Here is a 25,499-nt window from a genome sequence, read left to right on the forward strand (position 1 = left end):
TACTTTAATAATAGAAGATAATAAAAATAAAGTAAAAAAAATTGAAAAAAAAAAAAAGTACTCTTTTTAGAGATGCCTTTGGGAATTTTCATTTTATAAAACGTTTTTTAATTTTCACTTTTGGGTGTATTTCTTATAATCGTTATAATGGATTTAATCAATTAAAACTAGAAGGAACAGAATATATTAAAGATCTTCCTGACAAAAAAGTTCTTTTTGTTTCAAATCATCAAACTTATTTTGCAGATGTTTTTGCCATGTTTCATGTGTTCTGTAGTGTTAAAAATGGATTTATCAACACAATAAAAAATCCTATTTATCTTTTGAATCCAAAAGTTAATTTATATTATGTTGCCGCTAAAGAAACCATGAATCATGGATTTCTTGCGAGATTATTTACTTATTCTGGAGCTGTTACTGTGAAAAGAACATGGAGGAAAGGAAATAAAAAAGTAAATAGATCTGTGGAACCTTCTGAGATTACTCGTATGGGGAGAGCTTTGAATGATGGATGGTTAATAACGTTTCCACAAGGAACTACAAAAGCATTTGCACCAGGACGTAGAGGGATTGTTCACGTCATAAGAAAATTTTGTCCTGTTGTTGTTCCTATTGTTATAGACGGATTTCAAAAAGCTTATGATAAAAAAGGAATTCGAGTCAAAAAAAAAGGAGTTTTACAGAAAATGAAGTTTAAAAAACCAATAAAATTGGATTTCAACAAGGAGACTACTGAAAACATAATGGAGAAAATTATGGATTCTATAGAGCAATCTCCTAAATATTATAAAAAAAAACATTTATATGAAATATAAACATATAAAAGATACTTTTCTGAATTTTTTTCAAAAAAAAAAACATAAAATTTTTTCTTCTTTTCCTATCATATTGAAAGACGACCCGACACTTTTTTTTATTAACGCCGGAATGAATCCTTTTAAGGATTACTTTCTAGGAAATAAAAAACCAAAATATAAACGTATTGTTAACATTCAAAAATGTCTCAGAGTTTCCGGAAAACACAATGATTTAGAAAATGTAGGATACGACAATTACCATCATACTATGTTTGAAATGCTAGGAAATTGGTCTTTTGGTGATTATTCAAGAAATGAAACTATAGAATGGGCTTGGGAACTTTTAATACAAGTTTTCAATATCCCAAAGGAAAATATTTATATCTCTATTTTTGTGGGGGATGAAAAAGATGGATTATCCATGGATAAAGAAACTTTACAATGTTGGAAATCATTCGTTAGCAAAAAAAATATACTTTTTTTTAGTAAAAAAGAAAATTTTTGGGAAATGGGAGACATAGGTCCTTGTGGACCTTGTTCTGAAATCCATGTAGATTTACGGAATAAAGAAGAAAAAGAAAAATTAGATGGAAAATATCTGATCAACAAAAATCATCCTCAAGTGATAGAAATTTGGAATCTCGTTTTTATAGAATATTTTAGAAAAATAGATGGAATTTTGGAAAAACTTCCTAAAAAACATGTAGACACAGGAATGGGATTGGAAAGATTATGTATGGTGTTACAGGGAAAATATTCTAGTTATGAAACTGATATTTTTTTTCCAATAATTCGAGATATAAAAGAATCCTTAGGAAGGATTTATAAAAAAGAATTTTATCAAGACGTTTCTATACGTATGATAGCAGATCATTTAAGAGCTGTTGTTTTTTCTATTTCAGACGGTTTATTACCATCAAACAATGGAGCTGGTTATGTAATAAGAAGAATTTTAAGGAGATCTGTTATTTATATTACTCGTTATTTATCTCAAAAAAAACCTTTTATTTATAAATTTGTCAATTCTTTAGAAAGTTTCTTTCCTGAATTGAAAAATAAAAAAGAATATATTCAACATATAATCAAGGAAGAAGAATACTCTTTTTTTAAAGTGATTGAAAAAGGAAATAAAAGAATTCAACATCTGATAGAAAAATATAAAGAAAAAAAGAAAAAAATAATTGATGGGAGTACAATATTTAAATTGTACGATACTTATGGATTTCCAATAGAGTTATCAAAAATGTTAGCTGAAAAAAATAATTTTTTAATAGATGAAAAATCATTTCATAAAAAATTACTACAACAAAAAGAAAAATCTAAAAAAAATAAGAATATAAAAAAGGATTGGATTTCAATACACGTTCACGATGATGATTTATCTTTTAATGAGAATTTTATAGGATACGATTCTTTAAAATGTGATGTTTTAATTGTAAAATATAGAGTAGTAGAAATTGGATTAAATAAAGATCCTTATTATGAATTAGTTTTTTCAAAAACTCCTTTTTTTCCTGAAGGAGGGGGGCAATTAGGGGATACTGGTTGTATCAAAAATAAAATAGATGAAATTTGCATTGAAAATACAAAGAAAGAAAATTCTATTATCTTACATATTGTTAAAAAACTTCCTGTAAATATTTATTCGTCTTTTCATGCTATAGTGAATGAAGAAAGGAGAAAAAAAATAGAAAAAAACCATACATCTACTCATTTATTACATTTTGCATTGAAAAAAATTTTGGGGGGGCATATTCAACAAAAAGGATCTTACATAGGAGAAGATTACTTACGTTTTGATTTTTCACATCATCAAAAAATAACTATTGAAGAATTACATAAAATAGAAGAATTAGTTCAAACTCTAATTAACTCTAATCTTCCTATGGATGAAAAACGAGATTTTCCTTTCCAAGAAGCTATAAAAAAAGGATACCATGGAAATTTTCATGAAAAATACGGAAAAAAAGTCAGAGTCGTTACTTTTGGAGACACTTCTGAATTATGTATCGGAACACATGTTAAATATACTGGATTAATTCAAGTTTTTAATGTCCTATCAGAGTCTTCTATTTCGTATGGAATAAGAAGAATCAAAGCAATTACTTCAAATAAAGCAATTCAACATTTAAAAGAAATTTATTTTCAACATGAAATTTTAAAAAAAGAAATGAAATTCTACACAGAATCACCAATAAAGAGTTTTTTTGTATTACAAGATATAAATAAAAAATTAAAAAAAGAAATTGAAAAAATGCATTATCAAAAAATAAAAATGTTCAAGAGAGACTATTTTTTAAAAGCTATTCAATTATCTTTTTTCACATACATCTGTGATATTTCTAATGAAGAAAAAGAGTTAGATATTCATCTAATTAAAAAAATAGTTTTAGACTTACGACATGAAATATCAAATCTATTTATGATAGTAGGTTTTATAAAAAAAGAAAAACCAATGATATTTATATCAATTTCAGATTCCATTATTAAAGAGAGAAATATTCATGCTCACAAAATTATACAAAAAATGACAGATCATATTCATGGAAAATGTTGGGGGAAATCATTTTTTGCAACTTCTGTAGGAAGTAATAGAGAAGGATTAAATTTGGTTTCAAAAGAAATAACAGAATATGTTAAATCAATTAATTAATAATAAAAAGTTTAAATTTATAGAGTAAAAATTCTCTATGTATGAGTGATAGATATTCTTTTTTAAACGCTATCCATTTTAAAGATATAGAATATTTATATAAAAAGTATAAAAATAATCCTAATTCTGTAGAACAGAGTTGGTGTGCTTTTTTTCATGGATTTGATCTTCAAAAAGAAAATTATTCTGCTCAGAATAACTCCATTGATATAGAATTCAAAGTTTCCAATTTGATTCACTCGTACAGAACAAGGGGCCATTTTTTTACCAATACAAATCCTATAAAAAAAAGAAGAAAACATTTTCCTTCTTTGGATTTAAAAAATTTTGGATTATCAGATAAAGTACTTAATGTTCAATTTGAAGCAGGAAGATTAATTGGAATAGGAAAAAATTCATTAAAAAACATAGTTAATCATCTAGAAAATATTTATTGTAATTCTATAGGAATAGAATATATGTATATTTCTAATCCTAAAAAAATAGAATGGATTGAAAAATGGTTTCAAAAAAAAATCTCTTTTTCCACAGAAAAAAGAAAATTTTTTTTGAAAAAATTAAACGAGGCGATTGTATTTGAAAATTTTGTTCATACTAAATTTGTTGGACAAAAAAGATTTTCTATAGAAGGAAACGAATCTATATTGCCTGCATTGGAAGAAATGATAGAATATACTTCCAATAAATATCTAACAGAAGATTTTATAATAGGAATGTCACATAGAGGAAGGTTGAATCTGTTATCGAATTTTTTAAAAAAAGATTATTCTCATATTTTCAGTGAATTTCAAGGAAAAGAATATAAAGAAAAAACATTTTCTGGAGATGTAAAATATCATTTAGGGTTTACAAAAGTTAGAAAAAACAGTCAAGGAAAAATCATAAAAATGAGTCTTGTCCCCAATCCATCTCATTTAGAATCTGTAGATCCTATTGTAGAAGGAATTACTAGAGCAAAGATTGATATTAATTATAATCAAGACAGCAATTCTGAAAAAATTATCCCTATTCTTATTCATGGAGACGCGGCATTATCAGGTCAAGGAATTGTCTATGAAGTACTACAATTATCTAGATTAAAAGGATATAAGACAGGTGGTACAATTCATCTTGTAATGAATAACCAAATAGGATTTACTACAAACAATACTGAAGGACGTTCCAGTATTTACTGTACAGATATCTCCAAAATAGTTCTTTCTCCAGTATTACATGTTAATGCAGATGACATAGAATCTGTTATTCGTGCTATTTATTTTGCAGTAGATTTTAGAATGCATTATCATGAAGATGTTTTTGTAGATTTAATTGGATATAGAAAATATGGACATAATGAAGGAGATGAACCTCGTTTTACACAACCTTCTTTATACAAAACTATTTCTAAACATCCTAGTACATATGATTTATATAAAAAAAAATTAGAAAAAAAATGGGGGAAGAATCTGGATATAAAAAAAATGGAAAATGAGTACGAAAAAATACTTCAAAAAGGATATAATGAATCTAAAACTATTAAATGGAATATACTCAATTCTTTTTTAGAAGAAGAATGGAATAATTTTCCCATAACATACAATACTAAAAAAATATTTAAAAAAGTAAAAACTCAATTTCCAATTGAAAGAATTATAGAAATTTCTAAGAAAATTTTTACTCTTCCTATTGAAAAACATTTTTTTAAAAAAACAAAATTTCTTTTTCAAAAAAGATTAGAAATGGTAATCAAAAACCATTTAGCAGATTGGAGTGTAGCAGAATTATTAGCATATGGAACACTTTTAGATGAAGGATTTCATATTCGTTTATCAGGAGAGGATGTGGCAAGAGGTACGTTTTCTCATCGTCATGCAATCATAAAAACAGAAGAAGAAGAAGAAATTCTACTTTTGAATCAGATTCGGATAGGACAAGGAAAAATACAAGTTTATAATTCCCCACTTTCAGAATATGGAGTTTTAGGATTTGATTACGGATATGCTTTGTTTTCGCCTTATATTTTGACTTTATGGGAAGCTCAATTTGGGGATTTTGGAAATGGAGGACAAATTATTATAGATCAATACATTTCTTCTGGAGAAAATAAATGGAAAATTAGAAATGGAATCGTCATGTTGCTCCCTCATGGATATGAAGGGCAAGGCCCAGAACATTCTTCTGCTCGTATAGAACGTTATCTCCAACTTTGTGCAAACAACAATTTATTTGTTGTAAATTGCACAACTCCATCTAATTTCTATCATCTTTTGAGAAGACAAATGAAATTAAATTTTAGAAAACCTCTGATAGTTTTTACACCAAAAAGTTTACTTCGTCATCCAAAATGTATCTCTACAATAGAAGAACTTTCTGAAGGAAAATTTCAAGAAATTTTGGATGATCCTTTTGTTCAAAAAATTGAAGAAATCAAAAAATTAATTTTTTGTTCTGGAAAAATATACTATGAATTATTAAATAAAAAAGAATCTATAAAGGATAAAGAAACAGCTATAATTCGTATAGAACAAATTTATCCTTTAAAAGAAAAAAAAATTCAAGAATTACTGAATAAATACAATAACAAAAAAAGTGTTCTTTGGGTCCAAGAAGAACCAGAAAATATGGGATTATGGAGTTTTATTTTGAGAAAATTAGGAAATAGTATTCCTTTTCATTTAATTTCTCCATCTGAAAGTTCCAGTCCTTCTACAGGTTCTTATTCATGTTTTTTGAAAATTCAAAATCAAATATTAGAAAAAGCTTTTTTTAAAGAATAAAATTATTTTAAAATATATATGACAATAAAGGTTAAAGTTCCTTCTCCAGGAGAGTCAATAACAGAAGTAGAGGTTTCATCATGGCTTGTTAAAGATGGAGATTCCGTTTCTAAAGGACAAATCATAGCAGAAATAGATTCAGATAAAGCAACTTTGGAAATTTCAGCAGAAGAAAATGGAATAATAACCTTAATGAAAAAAAAAGGAGAAAAAGTGCCAGTAGGAGATATTATATGTCTCATCAAAACTTCTTCTTGTGAGAAAAATGAAAAAAAAAAGAATCAATCAAATATTTCTATTTCTCAGGTAGAAGAAACTGAAAGAAAACAAAAGAAAACAATTAAAAAATATCCTTCTCCAGCATCAAAAAAAATATTATCAGAAAAAAATATTTCAGTGGAATCTATTCAAGGAACTGGAAAACATGGAAGAATTACAAAGAGAGATTGTATTTTTGCATCGTCATCTTCAGATTCTATTACTACTGATGAAATGACTAGTAGATATTTCTCTCCTGTAGGTGAAAAACCAACTATAATGTCTCGGTATTTTACGAAAACCCCTCTTTCTTCTTTAAGAAGAAAACTCTCTGAAAGGTTGGTATCTGTTAAAAATAAAACTGCGATATTAACTACATTTAATGAAGTGGATATGCAGGAAATATTTATTTTAAGAAAAAAATATAAGAATATTTTTAAAGAAAAACACGGGGTAAATTTAGGTTTTATGTCTTTTTTTACTAAATCATGTGTTAGAGCATTAAATATATATCCAGATGTTAATGCAATGATTAGTGGAGAAGGAGAAGAAAAAATTAATTTTGAATACTGTGATATTAGCATTGCTATATCTGGACCAAAAGGACTCATGGTTCCAGTAATAAGAAATGCAGAAAACCTATCATTTCGAGGAATTGAAAAAGAAATTAGTAGATTATCAGAACGTGTTAGAAATGGAACAATCTCCATTGATGAAATGACTGGAGGTACGTTTACCATAACTAATGGGGGAATATTTGGATCTATGCTTTCTACTCCAATTATTAATCCCCCTCAAAGTGCTATTTTAGGAATGCATAAAATAATGGATAGAACTGTTGTAATTCATGGATCAGTAAAAATACGTCCTATAATGTATTTGGCATTATCCTATGATCATAGAATAATTGATGGAAGAGAATCCGTAGGATTTTTAGTTTCTGTAAAAGAAGCAATAGAAAATCCAATAAAATTTTTAATGAATGGAAGTGAAAAAAATATTCATAGAATATTGGAATTATAAGTTTTCAATAAAAATGATTTTTTCTTCTATTATTTCTACTTATATTATTTGTTCTTTTAATTTTTTTTTTTATAATTTGAATGTGATCATGTAATAATCCTGTAACATCTGTTTTTTTTGCTTCTGATAGTAATATTTCAGCTTTTTTTTTATCTCCTTTTGATAAAGAAGCTATTGCCAAATTTAATTTGGCTATGGCTATGTTGTGCTTAAATTTTAATCCAAAATCTAAAGCTTTTTGCATATAGTTTTCCGATTTACGAATATCTAATTCTGAATAGCAGATCCCGTTTAGGAAATAATAATAGGATATTTGACTTTTTGTAAGTTGCAATTTTGGATCTTTCACAGATTCTAGACATTTTTTTAACCCTTTCATATCTTTTTTTTGTATTTTAAGAAAAGCTAATAACAAAAATTCATTTCTGAAAATTAAAAAAATAGGAATTCCACTTAATAAAACTAGAATTCCCCCAAAAAAATAATTTTTTTGAAAAAAAAAATAAATAGATCCTATTAATAAAATTAAAAATAAGACTATTTTTGTATGTTTTTTCATTCCTAAAATTTTTTCTGTTTTTCTTTTATCCAATTAATAAGATCTTGATAATTAGAACGACATAAAGTATGTCCTGAATCATATTCTTTATAATATAAAGAAATAATTTTCTTTTTTTTCAAAAAATCAAATCCTTTTTTGGTCCAATCTATAGGAATAATCGGATCATATTTTCCATGAGAAATGAAAATTTCTAAATTTGAAAAAGAAGTAATGTTTATTTCTTTTGGTAAAAAACATTTTTCCAAATATCCACTTAACGCAATAACTTTTTTTACTTTATCAGTTTTTTTTAAAGCTATTGCATAACTTAATATTGCCCCTTGACTAAATCCACATACCCATACTTGATTTTTGTTTAGTTGATATTCTTCTATAGCTTCATCTATAAAAAAAGAGATTTTATCTATTGCATTTTTAGCTTGTGATATGTTATTAATGAATTGATTTTTTTTAGAAAAATCTATATTGTACCATGAATATTTGTTGGATCCAATTGAATAAATTCCTTGTATACTAATTATAAAAAAATTTTCTGGAATATCTTTTTTTAAAGAAAAAAGATCGTTTTCATTACTTCCATATCCGTGAATCATCAAAAAAAGAGTAGGAATATTTCCCGAAACTGGTTTTTTTATAATGTGTTTAATAGAAAGTTTATTCTTTAAATGCATTTTTCTTTACTTTTGATTATTATCCCTTTTTCTATTCTAAGTATTTGATCAGCCATGTTTGCTAATTTTAGATTATGGGTAACTATTAAAAATGTTTGTTTCAATTTTTCTCTAAAAGAAAACAAAATATTATGTAGAATTTCAGCATTTTTTTCATCTAAATTTCCAGAAGGTTCGTCAGCAAAAATTACTTTAGGATCATTAATTAAAGCTCTTGCAATGCTGATTCTTTGTTTCTGTCCTCCTGATAATTCTTCAGGTTTAGAATTTTCATATTTAGAAAGATTTAATTCATTTAATAGTTCTTTTGCTTTTTTTTTTACATAATTTTTGTCATTTTTTTTTATAAATCCAGGTAAACAAACATTTTCTAATGCTGTAAATTCAGGAAGAAGTTGATGAGTTTGAAAAACAAAACCAATTTTTTCATTTCTAATTTTAGAAAGTTTTTTTTCTGAAAGAGACAACACATTTTCTCCATTTATTTTTAAGACAGTTTTTTTTTTTTTCTTGAAAGTAGGTTTATCTAATGTCCCTAATATATGTAGTAATGTACTTTTTCCAGATCCAGATTCTCCTAATATACATATTATACTTCCTTTTTTTACTCCAAGAGTAACTCCTTTCAAGATTTCATCATTTCCAAATGATTTATATATATATTCAGCTTGAACCATAGAAATTTTATGTAAATTTAAAAATCTTCTTTTGAATAAACCAAAAAAAACGTTTCAAAAATAAACGAATTTTGGTTTAAATTTATTTTCTCACATAAAAACTGTTCCAAATGAATTTACATGAATTTCAGGGAAGAGAAATATTGAATTCTTTTTCCATTAAGGTTCCTTACGGAATTGTTTCTAACACTCCTGAAGAATCTGTAATAGCAGCAAAAGAAATATTCGAAAAAACAAAAAAAAAATCATTAGTTATTAAAGCTCAAATACATGCTGGTGGTCGGGGAAAATCTGGAGGAATACAAATAGCAAAGTCTTTAAAAGAAGTCTATGACAAATCAAAAAATATTTTAGGAAAATATCTCGTCACTCCCCAAACTTCAAAAAAAGGAAAATTAGTTAGAAAAGTTCTCATATCTGAAGATGTCTATTATAATAATAATCCTAATGAATATTACATATCAATATTGTTTAATCGTGATATAGAAAAAAATATAATTGTATTTTCTAAAGAAGGAGGAATGGATATAGAAGAGATATCTAAAATTCATCCAGATAAAATATACACAGAAGAAATAGATCCTGGATTAGGAATTCAATCTTTTCAGATTAGAAGAATGGGATACCTTCTAGGTATGAAAAATTCAACAGGGAAGTTTAGAAATTTTGTAATTTCTCTTTACAAAGCTTATTTATCTTGTGACGTTTTACTTTTAGAAATTAATCCTTTAATTAATATTGAGGCTAATAATATTCTAGCTGTAGATACAAAAATTATATTGGATGATAACGCTTTATTTCGTCATAAAAAATATTATAACGAAATACGTGATCAAAAAAAAGAAGATCCTATTGAAATGGAAGTTTTTGAATCTAAACTAAATTTTATAAAACTAAAGGGAAATGTAGGTTGTATGGTAAATGGAGCTGGATTAGCTATGGCGACCATGGATATGATTCAATGTAGTGGGGGAAATCCAGCTAATTTCTTAGATATAGGTGGAGATGCAGATAAAAATCGTGTAGAAAAAGCTTTTCGTATCATATTAAAAGATGAATCTGTAAAAGCAATATTAATAAATATTTTTGGAGGAATTGTTCGTTGTGATACAGTAGCGGAGGGAATTATTAATTCATATCAACATAAAATAGATCATAATAAAAAAATCCCTGTCGTTGTCCGTTTACAAGGAACAAACGAAATTATGGCAAAAAAAATGCTTAAAAATAGTCTATTACCTATTTATTACGCTGATACTTTAGAAAAAGCTGCAAACAAAATTAAAGAAATTTTACTGAAAAAAAATTAAAGTAAAAAATGTTTTCTTACGTTGTATTATCTAAAAAATATAGGCCAAAAAAATGGAATGATGTGATTGGACAAAAAGAAATAACAATTTCTTTGAGGAGAGCAATCGCAAAAAATATTTTATCTAAAATTTTACTATTCATTGGACCAAAAGGAGTTGGAAAAAATACATGTGCACGTATTTTGGCTAAAGAATTGAATGCTTTTTCTGAAAAAGAGGCCTCTTTGAACTTGAATTTATTTGAAATAAATGGAATATTTAAAAATTCATTAGAAGATATTTCTAAAATAGTCAGTCAAGTTCGTTTGCATCCAAAAGAAGGAAAATGTAAAATTTTAATCTTTAATGAGATAAATTTTTTTACTAAAAATCATTTCAACTTTTTTTTTCAAGTATTAGAAGAAATTCCTTCTCACGTATTGTTTATTTTTTGCGCAACAGAAAAAAATAAAGAACTAGATTACCTCATATCACTTTCACGTTGTCAAGTTTATGAATTCAACCCTATTTCTTTAAAAGATATTTATTTGTATTTAAAAATGATAGCTGAAAAAGAAAAAATAGAAATAGAAAATGCAGCTTTATTTCTCATTTCTCAATATGTAAATGGTTCATTAAGTGAGGCAATTAACACTCTTGAAAAACTAATTCTTCACGAAGATCAAAAAATATCTAAAGAATTTGTAATGGAAAAATTGGGGATTTTGGATCCTAATTGTTATTTTCAAATCATTGAGTCACTTTTAGATAAAAAAACTTGTAAAGTATTAATTGTATTGGATAAAATTTTAAAAAATGAAGTGCATAACATTCATTTTATAAGCGGATTTATAAAACATCTTAGAGACTTATTCTTATCTAAAGATCCTGAAACAAGACCTCTTTTGAAATTTAAAAAGAAAACAATTATCCAATCTTATATACAACAGTCAGAAAAAATATCTTATTCATTTTTAATGAGATCTTTGATGATTTTTTGCAAAATTGAGGAGAGTTTCTCAAAATTTAGTAAAAACCAAAGATTGATAATAGAAATATATCTAATGCAATTATCTCATTTTCTAAATTTTTTAAAAAAAGACTCATTTTCTTATTCTTATGAATATGAATGTGAGGAATTAAAAAATAAAAAAATTCAATACTTACAAAAAAGTTGGATTTATTTTATCCATAAATTTATGGATAAAATAAATCCTAATTGTTTAAATTCAATGAAAAATGAAGTACAGTTTCAAATCTCAAAAAAAAATAAAATACTTCTTATAATTCCTTTCAAATTGGGATTGACTCGTGAATTTTTTTTAATACAAACATCTTTCTTTAAATATTTAAAAAAGAAATTTCCATATTTAGAATTTCAAATAATAATAAAAGAATTAGAAAATTCTACAAGAGAACAATACGATTTTTTATCAAAAAAAAATAAGTGTGTAGAAAAATTGATCAAACAATTAAATTTGAAAGTTGCATCATCCTCTAAATCTAAATAATTTGATATGAAAAATAGATATTATGAGCAAACCAATTTATTTTTTTTGTAGAAATAAAAGATATCATTTATATTTTTATAAATATTTTTAATGATTTGAATTTATGATTCATTATTTTTCATACTTTTTTAAAAAAAAGGAAAAAAAAAGGCTGTTTTTTTTAGACAAAAAAAAACAAAATTTTTATTTTGTTTCTTATTCAGATGAAGATATTGAAAATGATAATTCTACTTCATCATCATCCTATGGATCAGAAGAAGGATCTAGTAATAATCCAGGATCTAGTAGTAGTTATTATGGAGGAACTTCAATAAGAAGTAAAACACCAGTATTGGATAATTTTGGAAGAGATCTAAATGCTACAGCTATTGAAGGGAAACTAGATCCTGTAGTTGGTAGAGATCAAGAAGTTGAACGGGTTTCTCAAATATTGAGTAGAAGAAAAAAAAATAATCCACTTCTTATAGGAGAACCTGGGGTAGGAAAATCTGCCATTGCTGAAGGTTTAGCTTTACGAATTGTTCAAAAAAAAGTTTCTAGAGTTTTATATAATAAAAGAGTAGTTGTATTAGATTTGGCAAGTTTAGTGGCGGGAACTAAATATAGAGGACAATTTGAAGAAAGAATGAAAGCTATTATAAATGAATCAGAAAAAAATTCAGATTTAATTCTTTTCATAGATGAAATTCATACTATAATTGGAGCTGGGGGGACTACAGGCTCTTTAGATGCTTCCAATATTTTCAAACCTGCTTTGGCTAGAGGGGAGATTCAATGTATAGGAGCTACTACATTAAATGAATACAGACAATATATTGAAAAAGATGGAGCATTAGAACGTAGATTTCAAAAAATTATAGTACAACCTTCATCAGAAGAAGAAACCATTGAAATATTAAAAAAAATAAAAGGGAAATATGAAAGTCATCATAACGTTATCTATACAGAAGAAGCTATAAAAGCATGTGTCAATCTCACTGTACGATATATTGTAGATCGTTATTTACCAGACAAAGCCATTGATGCATTAGATGAATCTGGATCCCGTGTTCACATTAAAAATATTAAAGTTCCACAAGAAATAATTCTTTTAGAAAAAGAATTAGAAAATATTCGTAAGGAAAAATCTAAAGTAGTTAAAAGTCAAAAATATGAAGAAGCTGCACAATTACGTGATACAGAAAAAAAAATAGAAAAACAGTTAATAAAAGCTCAAAAAAAATGGGAAGAATCTTCCAAAAAAAATAAAGAAATTGTTTCAGAAGAAAATGTGGAAGAAGTTGTTTCCATGATGAGTGGAATTCCTGTAAATAGAATTGCTCAAGCGGAAATGAAGAAATTGAATAAAATGACAAAAATTTTAAAAGAAAAAATCATAGGACAAGATCAAGCAGTAGAAAAAATTGTAAAAGCAGTTCAAAGGAATAGAACTGGATTAAAAGATCCTAACAGTCCTATAGGATCTTTTATATTTTTAGGTCAAACAGGAGTAGGAAAAACTTATCTTGCAAAAGTATTTTCTAAAGAACTATTTAATTCTGATGAATCATTAGTACGTATTGATATGAGTGAGTATATGGAAAAATTTTCTGTTTCAAGATTAATTGGGGCACCACCTGGTTATGTTGGATATGAAGAAGGGGGGCAATTGACAGAAATTATACGTCGTAAACCTTATTCTGTCATATTGTTAGATGAAATTGAAAAAGCGCACCATGAAGTTTTTAATATATTATTACAGATCTTGGATTATGGAAGTGTAACAGATAGTCTAGGAAAAAAAATAAACTTTAAAAATACTGTCATAATTTGCACTTCAAATACGGGAACACAACAATTAAAAGAATTTGGGCCAGGAATTGGTTTTGAGACTCAATCAAGAAAATCAAATAATTATATTAAAAACGTTTTAGAACATGCTTTGAAACGAACCTTCTCTCCAGAGTTTTTAAATAGAATAGATGACATAATTATTTTTAATTCTCTAAACAAAGAAAATATTTCTAAAATTACTCATATAGAATTAGAAAAAGTAAAACTTCACATATCTAATTTAGGCTACAAAATAATCTTACATCCTGAAGTAAAAAATTTTATTAAGAAAAAAGGATTTGATAAAGAATATGGGGTTCGTCCTTTGAAGAGAATCATAGAAAGATTTATAAAAAATCCTATATCAGAATATATTATTAGTGAAACTTTAAAAAAAGGAGATGAGATTACATTGAAAATGAATGATAAAAAAAATGATATTCAAGTTGTTATTAATAATTCATAATTGAATTAATATTAATATTAATGTCAGTAAACAATGTTAAAGTGAAAAAAAAAGTAGAAATCATTGTGAAAACTTTAGATTTTCTTTATCCTAATCCTGTCAGTTCTTTATATTACAGAAATGAATTTACCTTACTTTTAGCTATTTTACTGACTACTAGAAGTAAAGAAAAAGAAGTCAATAAAATAACGAAACATTTGTTTCAAAAGATGACGACTCCTAAGGAAGTGATTCAACATTCTATTAACGATATTAAAAATACAATAAGACATATTGGTCTTTATAATAAGAAATCTAAAAACATTTATGATTTATCTCTTTTTCTAATAAAAAAATATCATGGAATTGTCCCAAAAAACATTTTTGAATTAGAATCTTTACCTGGAGTAGGTCATAAAACGGCTTCTGTATTTTTGTCTTATGTCTCAAAACAACCTGTATTTCCTATAGATACTCATATTTATAGAATGATGATTCGTTGGGGATTAAGCATTGGAAAAAATATAAGACAAACGGAAAAAGATGCTAAAAGAGTGTTTAAAAAAATGAATTGGAAAAAACTCCATCTGCAAATTATTCTTTATGGAAAAGAATATTCTCCTTCCAGAAAATGGAACCCCAAAAAAGATATAATATATCAAAAATTACAAAAAAAAACTAAAAAGGAAGATCATCAAAATCATCAGATGACAAAGTTGGAGAGATAGAAGAAGATATTTTTTTTGAATTTTTTCCTGATTGTTGATATCCCTCCTCTTCTATTTTCCATCCTTGTATGGAATTAAAATACTTGAGAATTCCTTCTGGATTTGTCCATTCTCTTCCTCTAATATTTATAAAAACTTTTATTTTGTCTTCTTCTCTTATAGATTCCAAGAGATCAACTTTATCTTGAATGAATTCTATTAATATGTTTTGAGGATATGGTTCTTCTGTAGTAAGTACTATTTCTCTTTTTCTAAAACCACTACCAAATTTTTGAATATCAAATAATTTTTTGACTTTTCCTATTATTTCCATGGAATTATTTAATTTTATTTTTTTGATTATTCGTATCTTTATTTTTTATGGATTCTCCAATTTTACTGGATATATTAAATGATGTAATCATATTATTTAACATTTCACTAGCAGATCCTGGAGAATTAGGCAATAAAATTAAATTAGTATTAGTATTTTCTCCCATAGACTGAAGAGTATCATAATGTTGAGTCACTACAATTAAGGCGGAAGCTTCTTGAGAATTGATTCCAGCATTATTTAATACTTCTACAGATTCCAAAATACCTTTTGCTATTTCTCTTCTTTGATCTGCAGTTCCTTTTCCTTGTAATTTTTTACTTTCAGCTTCAGCTTTAGCTTTAGATACAATTTTAATCCTTTCAGCTTCAGCTTTATATTCCGCAGCTACTTTTTCTCTTTCCGCTGTATTAATACGATTCATAGCTTGTTTTACTTGTTCATCAGGATCAAGATCTGTCACTAATGCTTTAATAATAGAATACCCATAATTCAACATGGATCCTTCTAATTCTCTTTTTACAACAAGAGCTATATGATCTTTTCTTTCAAAAACATCATCTAAACGCATTTTTGGAACTTCTGCTCTTACAACATCAAATATATAAGCAGTTATTTGGGAATTGGAATTATCCAATTTATAAAATGCTTCATAGACCTTATCTTTAATCACTTGAAATTGTACAGAAATTTTTACCTTAACAAAAACATTATCCTTTGTTTTTGTATCTACCAAAATATCTAATTGTTGAATTTTTAACGTCAACTTTCCAACTATATTGTCAATAATAGGAATTTTAAAATGTAGTCCTGCTTGACAAATACTATAAAATTTTCCTAGTCTTTCAATAATAGCAGCTGTTTGTTGATTGATTATAAAAATAAAACTAGAAAAAAAAGATAGTATTAAAAGAACCAATAATCCATAAAACAAAAAACTAAAAATACTCATATTAATAATTTTATCTTCATTTTTATAACATTATATTTTTTTTTACATATACATAATACATAATTAATATATATATCTACATATTCAATTCCAAACGAGCTTCCTCACTCATAAAATCTCTACTCCAAGGAGGATCAAATGTTAAAATAACGTTTACATTTGAAATTTCTTTTATAGATTTAACTTTTTCTTTTACTTCTAAAGGTAAACTTTCAGCAACTGGACAATTTGGAGTTGTAAGAGTCATGATTATTTTTACTTTTTTTTTACGAGAAATCTGTATATCATAAATTAAACCCAGTTCATAAATATCCACTGGGATTTCTGGGTCATAGATACTTTTCAAGATAGAGATAATTCGATTCTCTAAATCTAAAAAAGAGTAAGAAACTTCATTTATAGAATTCTTTTTTGACACTCTTTGACTTTAATTTTGTTTCCAAATTTATCAAAAAAACGAATAGGATATCCTAATTTTTTTAGGATAGGATATATTTCACTAACTTTTCCAATCACTAAAATTCTTCTATTTTTTAGAGAAAAGAATTTTTTACTAGCCTGATAAATATTGGAAATAGTTACGGATTTTATATTATTCAAATAATTTTTGTAAAAATTACTTGGAAGATTATTTTTAAACTCACTAATAAAAAGATCACTAATTCTGTTTGGATCTTCTAAATCAAGAAGAAACTGACCACATATTTCTTCTTTTTTAATTTTCAATTCTTCCAAAGAAACTTTCTTTTTAGTTATCCTTACAATTTCTTGTAAAATATCTTTAATTACTTTATCTGTGACTTCATTTCTTACTTGAGTATAAATAGAAAAGTCACCTATATTTTTATCTGATTTCAAAACTGAATAAATTCCATATGTATAGGCATTCTTCTCTCTAATATTTAAAAACAAGCGACTTTGAGGTCCCCCTCCCAAAATTCCATTTGCTAAAATGGAAGGGAAAAACATAGTATCCCCTTTCTTAAAATTGATCGGTCCTCCAAAACAAATTGTGGATTGAGTAAGAGAGGGAAGATCGACTACATCTATTTCTAAAGATGAAATTCTACTTTTTAGATTTATTGATTTATATTTTCTAGAATCAATTTTTTTTCTTTTCCATTTAGAAAAATAACGATTACATAATTTTTTTGCCTCCTGAAAAGAAATATCCCCTATAAAAGATAAATAGGAAATATTTGGAATGTAATATTTTACATATAATTTTTTTAAGTCATTCAGAGTAATATTTTTTATGGTTTCATACGTTTCATATTCTCCATAAGGATGATTTTTTCCAAAAAAAAGAACATTTCTAACTCTTTGTAAAATAGAATCTGGATCCTTTTCTGAGAGATTAATATCTATAATTCTTTGCTTCACTATTTTTTCTAATTCTTTAGAATTCTCAAATTTACTATTCATTATAATGTCGCTCATAATAGCTATAGATTTATCTAGATTTTTTTTTAAAGTAGAAACAGATACTCCTGAAAAGGAAGTATACAAAGTGCTACCCATGTAATCTATAGATTCATCCAATTCTTCTTTAGATAAATTTTTTGTTCCAGAACGAAGCATTTTCCCAAAAATCTTTTTTATTCCCGCTTTATTTTTTTCCAAAAAAGGTGGATGATCCAATTCTAAACCAATTCTAACTAAAGGAAGCTTATGATTTTCAACAATTAAAACTTTCAACCCATTTTTCATCTGAAAAAATTTTGGTCTTTTAATATTAATAATTGTCTTTCTTTTTAAAGATTTAGGAGGAATACTCCGATCAACTGTTTGATTTTTAGAAAACATACTACTACAAAAAATATTTATAACAATAAAAAAAATAAGAATAATAATATTCTTTTTCTTCAAATTCTTCAAAAAAAAAAAATTTAACATGGAACATTATATAAACGAACTCTACAATTTTTATTCAAATATTTATTAGCAACTCTTTTAATATCTTCTACAGATATTTTACGATATTTTTCAATATCTGTGTTGATTAAATCTGTATTTTTATAGTACAAAGAATAATGTGCTAAACTATCTGCTATTCCACTCATAGAATAATTCTCAGAAAGAAATTTTTTTTCAAAAAAATTTTTTTGTTTTTCAAGTTCATACTGAGTAATTCCTTTTTCTTTTAAAGTTTCAATTTCTTCATCCATAACATTTGTTAATTGATCTAAAGTAATTCCAGGATTTATGAGCCCATATATAATAAAAGTTCCATAATCTTCCATAGAATCTAAAAAAGATCCTGCGTAAGAAGCCATTTGTTTTTTATTCACTACATTTTTCATTATACGAGAACTTTCACCTGAAGAAAGAATATGATCTATAATCTTCAACACATAAGAATCTTGATCTATTATTTTTGGAACTCTATATGAGAAGAAAACTCCTGGCACTTTAGTATTTTTATCCATATATGTAGAAAATATTTCTTGATCTATGGGAGCCTCCTCTATTTTTTTTAATAAATTTATTTTTCCTTTTGGAATAGAAGAAAAATATTTATTTATCAAATTTCTCGCTTCATTCATATCAAAATCACCTGCAATTACTAAAATTGCGTTATTTGGAACATAATAAGTTTCATAAAATTTTTTATAATCTTCTTCTGTTGTGGTATCTAAATCTTTATCGAATCCAATAATTGGATATTTATAAGGATGCTTTTTAAATAATAGAGAAGGAATAATTTCTGAAACTGCTTTTGAAAATGGTTGATTTTCTATTCGCATTTTTTTTTCTTCTTTGACTACTTTTCTTTGAACATCAATACTTTCCTTATCAATTTTGGCATGAAACATTCTTTCAGACTCCAACCATAATGCTAAAGGAAGACGATCTGATGGTAAAATTTCGTAATAACAAGTTTCATCATGATTAGTATAAGCATTATTTTTACCTCCATTAGAAGCGATGTACTTAAAAAATTCTCCTCTTTTAACATTTTTAGATCCTTCAAACATAAGGTGTTCAAAAAAATGAGCAAATCCAGATTTTCCAGGTGATTCATTTTTAGTTCCTACATGATATACAACAGAGATAAAAACTAAAGGATTCGTGTTTTCTTGATGTAAAATAACATGGAGTCCATTTGATAGTGTCTCTTCAAAAAATCTAACTTTAGTACTTGCTTTTAAGGAATTAGAATTCAACATTATTATTGTTATGATTGTTATTAAAAAAAAAATTCTATTCATGACTGAAAAAAAAATAAATGAATAAAAACAACAAAAAGAGTTAAAGATAAAGATTAGGAAAAGAAATTTACGAATTTTTTTATCCAAAAAATATGATTTTTTTCTTTTCCTTTATTTTTGTTTCATAAAAAAAATTACGAATTGATTCTTAATATGAGAAATTTTGTATTCATTCTTTTATATTTTTTGTTTTCAATTTTCAAAATTGAATCAAAAGATATAGAGGGAAATGCTGAAAGAGGATCGGAACTTTTCAAAAAAAATTGCACAGCTTGCCATTCCATAGATTTAGAAAAAAAAATGATAGGACCAGCTTTATCTGGTGTAACAGAAAAAAGAAGTAGAGAATGGCTTCATAAATGGATTGTTAACAACAAATTACTAAGAAAAAGCGGAGATAAAGAGGCAATAGATCTTTACAAAGAATATGGAAATATAGAAATGAATTCTTTTTCTCAATTATCTGAACAACAAATAGATGATATCTTATATTTTATTAAAAATCCAATAGGAGATACAAAAAAAAAAGAAAATTTAAAAATTATAGATAATGGAATAAACAATAATGAAAATGAAATAATAGAAACTCAATTTCTAATTAAAATAATTGTTTTTGGATTTAGTCTTTTATCCATTATCCTTCTTTGGATTCTATATAGAATTAAAATATTGACAAAATTATTAAATGAGAATGATACCATTTTTAAACAACAAGAAAAAAAGAGAAAAAATTTTTTAAAAATTAGTATCCTTTTTTTATCTAATTTCTTAGACAGTTTTTTTTTAAAAAAAAAGAGAGTTGTCTATTTCTTTTGTTGTTTCTTTGGATTCTTATTCCTATTGATTGGATATGAAATATGGGTTTTTTTAATAGGAATAGATGTCAATAAAGGATACAAGCCGAAACAACCCATCTACTTTTCTCATAAAATTCATTCCGGAATTAATGGAATAGATTGTCAATATTGTCATTCTACTGCTAAATATAGCAAAGTTTCTGGGATTCCTTCAGTAAATGTTTGTATGAATTGTCATATCACTATTAATGAATATAAAGGAGATTATATTGAAAAAGGAAAAAACAGAGAAGAATACAATGAAGAAATACAAAAAGTATATCATTCAGTAGGTTGGGATCCAGAAAAAAGAGAATACTCCGGAAAAACACGCCCTATTCAATGGATCCGAATACACAATATGCCAGATTTTGTTCATTTTGATCATTCTCAACATGTAATCACTGGAAAAGAAATGATAAAAAAATCAAAAAAAGTAGATTTAGTTTGCAATGCTTGTCATGGGGAAGTTCAAAATATGGATCAAGTAGAAATGTCCAATGATTTTACTATGGGATGGTGTCTCTCTTGTCATAGAAAAACAGAAATAGATACTAAAAACAAATATTATATTGAACATTTTCCAAATGTTCAACAAGAAAAAAATAAAACTGTAGATATGATTGGAGGAACGGAATGCGCAAAATGCCACTACTGATTATTTTATATATCTCCTTTTTTTTTAAAAAATTTTAGATTCATGATGAAATTAAAAAAAGAAAATATTTACAATGCTGTAAATAGAGAAAATACAGTTAAAGTTCTTTTTCGAAACAAAACGTCGAGACGTGACTTTCTTAAATGGATTGGGTTTAGTACGGCTTCAGTAGCTTTAGCAGCTTGTAAAGGTCCAGTAATCAAATCTATTCCTTATGTAGTCAAACCAGATGCCATTACTCCAGGTATTCCTACTTATTATGCATCCACTATGATAGATTCTTTTGATATTGGAAGTGTTTTAGTAAAAACTAGAGAAGGTCGTCCTATTAAAATTGAGCCCAATTCAACATCAAAATATTTGAATACCACATCGTCTAGAATACAATCTTCAATTCTATCTCTTTATGATGAAGAAAGATTAAAAAATCCTTTTCTTAAAAAGAAAAAATGTTCTTGGAAAAAAATAGACGATTATGTAATTCAACATTTAGAAAAAATATCCAAGGAAGAAAAAGATATTGTTATTCTTTCATCTTCTTTTCCAAGCTTATCTACAAAAAGATTAATTCAATCCTTTACAAAAGGATATCCCACCACTAAATGGATTACTTATGATGCCATTTCATATTCCAAAGCTTTAAATGCATCAGAATATGTGTTTGGATATCGTGCTCTTCCACTTTTTGATTTATCAAAAACAGAATTGATAGTATCTTTTGATGCTGATTTTCTTGGAGATTGGTCTCCCGACCATATGGTAAAATCTTATGTTAATAGCAGAAAGCCAATTGAACATATGATGAAACATATTCAAATAGAAAGTACTATGACATTATCTGGAGCAAATGCAGATATTCGTATTGCAAAAAAACCTTCTGATATAAAAAAAATGTTATTTGAAGTTTATCAACAGATTTGTTTAGGAATAGAATCTAATGATATAAATGTCAAAAAAATAGTTTCTTTAATTAAAAATAAAAGTTCAAAAAGCGTCATCTTTTCAGATGGAGATGAAGAATCTTACATTCAATCTATTTTAATAAATCAAAAAATACACAGTAATGCCTTACAAAAAGGATTTTTCTTATCAAAAGAAAGCAATGATGAAAAATTTAAACAATTTCTAGAAGATTTAGAAAAAAATAGGATTGGCGCCCTTTTGATTCATAATACAAATCCTATTTATAGTCTTCCGTTTTCTTATTATAAAAAAATAAAAAAATTCTTAAAGAATATTCCTCTTACCATTTCTTTTTCTATGAAAAAAGATGAAACTAATGAAATGATGGATGTTTTAGCACCTATCCCGCATTGGCTGGAAAGTTGGGGCGATACTCATCCTATTACAGGATTTTATACACTGATTCAGCCTACTATTCAACGGATATTCAATACAAGACAATTTCAAGAATCTTTAATCATTTGGGGAAAAATTCAAGAAAAAAATTATTACGATTTTTTAAAAAAAATTTGGGAAGAAGAAATCATTCCAAAATCAAATGTTTCCTCTTTTAATGAAGCTTTATTTCACGGAGTTGTAGAATTAGAAAAAGAAGAAAAAATAATTACAAAAAAAACAAACAATTATGAATTTTATAAAAAAATAATGAATCATGAAAAAAAATTAGAAAATCATTTTGAACTTAGATTATACACAAAAACAAGTATGGGAGATGGCCAGCAATATAATAATCCTTGGTTACAAGAACTTCCAGATCCTATCACAAGAACTACTTGGGATAATTATTTAACTATCTCCTCTTACGATGCAAAGAAAATAGGATTAGAAAATTGGCATACAGGAAACGGATCTATGAACGGAAATTGTGTAGATCTAATAAAAAATAATGAAACATTAATTCAAGATATTCCTGTTTATATTCAGCTTGGACAAGCAGTAGGATCTCTAGGATTAGCTTTTGGATATGGACAAAAAATAGGAAAATTATCTAAAATATGTAATGGAAAAAACGCTTACAGAGTTTATGAACATTTTGATTTAATACAACAAAACATACAAATTAAAAAAGTAAAAAAAATACATAAATTTGCTTGTATTCAACTACAAAATACAACAGTTGGAAGGAACTTAGTAAAAGAAACAGATTTAGAAACTTTTTTAAAAAAACCTATGGAATTTTGGAATGAAAAAGAAAAATTCCCTACTCACAAGGGGATGATTTCTCCAAACCAAATTTCCATTTGGAAAGACAATAAAAATTATTCTAAATCTAAAGAAGGACATCATTTTAACTTATCTATAGATTTAAACGCTTGTATTGGATGTGGATCGTGCGTTACATCATGTCATTCTGAAAATAATGTTCCTGTTGTTGGAAAAGAAGAAATAAGAAAATCGAGAGATCTACATTGGATCCGTATAGATAGATATTATGAAAAAGAAAAAGTTTTTTTTCAACCTATAATGTGTCAACATTGTGATTATGCTCCTTGTGAAACAGTATGTCCAGTAGGAGCAACAGTTCATGGAAAACAAGGTCAAAATATGATGGCTTATAATCGTTGTGTTGGAACACGTTACTGTGCAAATAATTGCCCTTATAAAGTAAGACGTTTTAATTGGTTTGATTACGTAAACAATCAAAAATTTGATTTCAACATGAATAATAGCTTAGGAAAAATGGCAATTAATCCAGATGTTGTTGTAAGAACCAGGGGGGTTATGGAAAAATGCTCTTTGTGCATACAAAGAACTCAATATACTATAGGAATAGCAAAAAAAGAAAACAGAAAGGTAAAAGATGAAGAATTTGAAACCGCTTGTAGTATTTCTTGTCCTACCCACGCAATTACTTTTGGAGATATTAATGACAATAATAGTCATATTTCTAGTAAAATAAAAGATTCAAGATCTTATAAACTTCTTGAATTCATAGGAATACGCCCAAATATTTCCTATCAATTAAAAATTAGAAATTTGAAATAGATATAATTATGTCAAAAAACTATGATTCTCCTGTAAGAGATCCATTAATCATCGGAAAGAAAACATATAGAAACATCACAGATGATATTCTGAGACCTATAGAAAAAAAGGCAGGGAATCTGTGGTGGATGGCATTTTTTATCTCTATTTTAGCGTTTTTATGGGGAGTAGCATGTATCTTTTATACTTTGGGGACTGGAATAGGAGTATGGGGGTTAAACAGAACCATCAATTGGGCTTGGGATATTACTAACTTTGTTTGGTGGGTTGGAATTGGTCATGCGGGGACTTTAATTTCAGCGGTACTATTGTTATTTAGACAAAAATGGCGTTTATCTATTAATAGATCCGCTGAAGCAATGACTATTTTTGCTGTTATACAAGCTGGATTATTTCCTATTATTCATATGGGAAGACCATGGAATGCGCATTGGGTGTTACCTATTCCTAATCAATTTGGAAGTTTATGGCCTAACTTTAATTCTCCTCTTTTATGGGATGTCTTTGCTATTAGTACTTATTTCTCCGTTTCAACTGTTTTTTGGTTTATGGGATTGATTCCAGACTTTGCTATGATACGAGATAGAGTCACAGACCCTATTCAAAAAAAAATTTATAGCATTCTTAGTTTTGGATGGAGTGGTACGTCTAAAGAATGGCAAAGATTTGAAGAGATTTCTTTAATTTTAGCTGGATTATGTACCCCCCTAGTTTTTTCAGTCCATACAATTGTTTCGTTTGATTTTTCTACTTCTGTCATAAAAGGATGGCACAGCACTATATTCCCTCCTTACTTCGTAGCTGGAGCTATATTTTCAGGATTTGCAATGGTACAAACCTTGTTAGGTGTAGCCCGAAAAGTTCTTTCTTTAGAAAGTTATATTACAAGAAAACACATTGAATATATGAATATGATCATTTTGTTAACAGGAGGAATAGTTTTGTTAGCATATGTTTCTGAATTTATTCTTGCATGGTACTCAGAAAGTCCTTTCGAAAGGTATATTTATTTTTCTATAAAAGCAGCTACTGGTCCATTTTGGTGGGCTTTTTGGGCTTTAATTATTTGTAATGTTATTATTCCGCAATTTCTATGGATTAAGTCTATAAGAAGAAGCTTCTTTTGGACTTATGTTATAGCAATTACTATAAATATTGGAATGTGGTTTGAAAGATTTGACATTATTGTATTGAATTTAAGTCGTGATTATATTCCTTCTTCTTGGACGGGATTTATTCCCTCATTTGTAGATGTTGGAATATTTATAGGAACTATTGGTTTTTTTTTCGTTCTTTATTTGTTATATATCCGTGTTTTTCCAGTGATTTCACAATCTGAACTGAAAACCATATTAAAATCTTCTATAAAGAAAGAACTTGTATGTAAAAAATAAAAA

At 26.6% G+C, this 25,499-nt stretch carries 19 protein-coding genes; 11 read left to right on the top strand and 8 right to left on the bottom strand.

Annotation, left to right across the window (positions count from 1 at the left end; genetic code table 11):
* Positions 1-41 precede the first annotated feature (41 nt).
* From H0H71_RS00205 to odhB, 4 genes are read left to right on the top strand one after another with little or no spacing between them, the layout of a single operon-like run.
* Positions 42-815, top strand: a complete 774-nt coding sequence (locus H0H71_RS00205; RefSeq protein ID WP_185856104.1) for a lysophospholipid acyltransferase family protein — start codon at positions 42-44, stop codon at positions 813-815.
* Positions 805-3,450, top strand: coding sequence for an alanine--tRNA ligase (alaS, locus tag H0H71_RS00210; RefSeq protein ID WP_185856106.1), 2,646 nt, complete (start codon positions 805-807; stop codon positions 3,448-3,450). The genes H0H71_RS00205 and alaS overlap by 11 nt, the downstream gene beginning before the upstream one ends.
* Positions 3,451-3,491: 41 nt before the next feature.
* Positions 3,492-6,206 (top strand): 2-oxoglutarate dehydrogenase E1 component, encoded by a 2,715-nt coding sequence (locus tag H0H71_RS00215; protein WP_185856108.1) that lies wholly within the window; start codon positions 3,492-3,494, stop codon positions 6,204-6,206.
* Between the two features lie 18 nt (positions 6,207-6,224).
* Positions 6,225-7,487, top strand: coding sequence for a 2-oxoglutarate dehydrogenase complex dihydrolipoyllysine-residue succinyltransferase (gene odhB / locus H0H71_RS00220; RefSeq protein WP_185856110.1), 1,263 nt, complete (start codon positions 6,225-6,227; stop codon positions 7,485-7,487).
* A 4-nt stretch (positions 7,488-7,491) separates the two neighbouring features.
* Here the strand turns inward: odhB and H0H71_RS00225 are convergent, their stop codons facing one another.
* From H0H71_RS00225 to H0H71_RS00235, 3 genes are read right to left on the bottom strand one after another with little or no spacing between them, the layout of a single operon-like run.
* On the bottom strand, positions 7,492-8,046 hold the full coding sequence (locus tag H0H71_RS00225; RefSeq protein WP_185856112.1) for a hypothetical protein: 555 nt from the start codon (positions 8,044-8,046) through the stop codon (positions 7,492-7,494).
* Between the two features lie 2 nt (positions 8,047-8,048).
* Positions 8,049-8,720, bottom strand: coding sequence for an alpha/beta hydrolase (locus tag H0H71_RS00230; RefSeq protein ID WP_185856114.1), 672 nt, complete (start codon positions 8,718-8,720; stop codon positions 8,049-8,051).
* A complete protein-coding gene (locus tag H0H71_RS00235; RefSeq protein ID WP_185856116.1) occupies positions 8,711-9,397 on the bottom strand; it encodes an ABC transporter ATP-binding protein in 687 nt (228 codons plus the stop codon). Before H0H71_RS00235 ends, H0H71_RS00230 begins: the two co-directional genes overlap by 10 nt.
* Before the next feature lie 110 nt (positions 9,398-9,507).
* Between H0H71_RS00235 and sucC the strand changes: the two genes are divergently transcribed.
* The 4 genes from sucC to H0H71_RS00255 all read left to right on the top strand — a co-directional run bounded on the left by sucC (position 9,508) and on the right by H0H71_RS00255 (position 15,182).
* Complete coding sequence (gene sucC / locus H0H71_RS00240) at positions 9,508-10,707, top strand: ADP-forming succinate--CoA ligase subunit beta (RefSeq protein WP_185856118.1); 1,200 nt, start codon at positions 9,508-9,510, stop codon at positions 10,705-10,707.
* A gap of 8 nt (positions 10,708-10,715) precedes the next feature.
* A complete protein-coding gene (locus H0H71_RS00245; protein ID WP_185856120.1) occupies positions 10,716-12,197 on the top strand; it encodes an AAA family ATPase in 1,482 nt (493 codons plus the stop codon).
* A gap of 103 nt (positions 12,198-12,300) precedes the next feature.
* Positions 12,301-14,475 (top strand): ATP-dependent Clp protease ATP-binding subunit, encoded by a 2,175-nt coding sequence (locus H0H71_RS00250; RefSeq protein WP_185856121.1) that lies wholly within the window; start codon positions 12,301-12,303, stop codon positions 14,473-14,475.
* Between the two features lie 20 nt (positions 14,476-14,495).
* Entirely contained in the window at positions 14,496-15,182 is a 687-nt protein-coding gene (locus tag H0H71_RS00255; RefSeq protein ID WP_185856122.1) for an endonuclease III domain-containing protein, read from the top strand.
* Here H0H71_RS00255 and H0H71_RS00260 read toward each other — a convergent pair.
* The 5 genes from H0H71_RS00260 to H0H71_RS00280 form a co-directional block, all read right to left on the bottom strand.
* Positions 15,133-15,495 (bottom strand): DUF3127 domain-containing protein, encoded by a 363-nt coding sequence (locus H0H71_RS00260; RefSeq protein WP_185856124.1) that lies wholly within the window; start codon positions 15,493-15,495, stop codon positions 15,133-15,135. The two genes, H0H71_RS00255 and H0H71_RS00260, sit on opposite strands and share 50 nt — an antisense overlap.
* A 4-nt stretch (positions 15,496-15,499) precedes the next feature.
* Complete coding sequence (locus tag H0H71_RS00265; RefSeq protein ID WP_185856127.1) at positions 15,500-16,447, bottom strand: SPFH domain-containing protein; 948 nt, start codon at positions 16,445-16,447, stop codon at positions 15,500-15,502.
* Positions 16,448-16,523: 76 nt separating this feature from the next.
* Positions 16,524-16,865: a DUF59 domain-containing protein gene (locus tag H0H71_RS00270; protein ID WP_394798410.1), complete on the bottom strand. Its 342-nt coding sequence runs from the start codon at positions 16,863-16,865 to the stop codon at positions 16,524-16,526.
* Complete coding sequence (locus H0H71_RS00275) at positions 16,844-18,253, bottom strand: M16 family metallopeptidase (RefSeq protein ID WP_185856450.1); 1,410 nt, start codon at positions 18,251-18,253, stop codon at positions 16,844-16,846. Before H0H71_RS00275 ends, H0H71_RS00270 begins: the two co-directional genes overlap by 22 nt.
* A gap of 83 nt (positions 18,254-18,336) precedes the next feature.
* On the bottom strand, positions 18,337-19,659 hold the full coding sequence (locus H0H71_RS00280) for a M16 family metallopeptidase (protein ID WP_238784457.1): 1,323 nt from the start codon (positions 19,657-19,659) through the stop codon (positions 18,337-18,339).
* A gap of 153 nt (positions 19,660-19,812) precedes the next feature.
* On the opposite strand from H0H71_RS00280, the gene H0H71_RS00285 reads away from it, so the two are divergent.
* Genes H0H71_RS00285 through nrfD form a run of 3 tightly spaced genes read left to right on the top strand, consistent with a single transcriptional unit; the run spans position 19,813 to position 25,496 of the window.
* Positions 19,813-21,153 carry a c-type cytochrome gene (locus tag H0H71_RS00285; RefSeq protein ID WP_185856129.1) on the top strand — a complete coding sequence of 447 codons (1,341 nt, stop codon included), beginning with the start codon at positions 19,813-19,815 and terminating at the stop codon, positions 21,151-21,153.
* 42 nt (positions 21,154-21,195) lie between these two features.
* A complete protein-coding gene (locus H0H71_RS00290) occupies positions 21,196-24,102 on the top strand; it encodes a 4Fe-4S dicluster domain-containing protein (protein WP_185856131.1) in 2,907 nt (968 codons plus the stop codon).
* Between the two features lie 8 nt (positions 24,103-24,110).
* Positions 24,111-25,496: an NrfD/PsrC family molybdoenzyme membrane anchor subunit gene (nrfD, locus tag H0H71_RS00295; RefSeq protein WP_185856133.1), complete on the top strand. Its 1,386-nt coding sequence runs from the start codon at positions 24,111-24,113 to the stop codon at positions 25,494-25,496.
* The last annotated feature ends 3 nt before the right edge of the window (positions 25,497-25,499 follow it).

Source organism: Blattabacterium cuenoti (assembly GCF_014251375.1).
GTDB lineage: Bacteria > Bacteroidota > Bacteroidia > Flavobacteriales > Blattabacteriaceae > Blattabacterium > Blattabacterium cuenoti_K.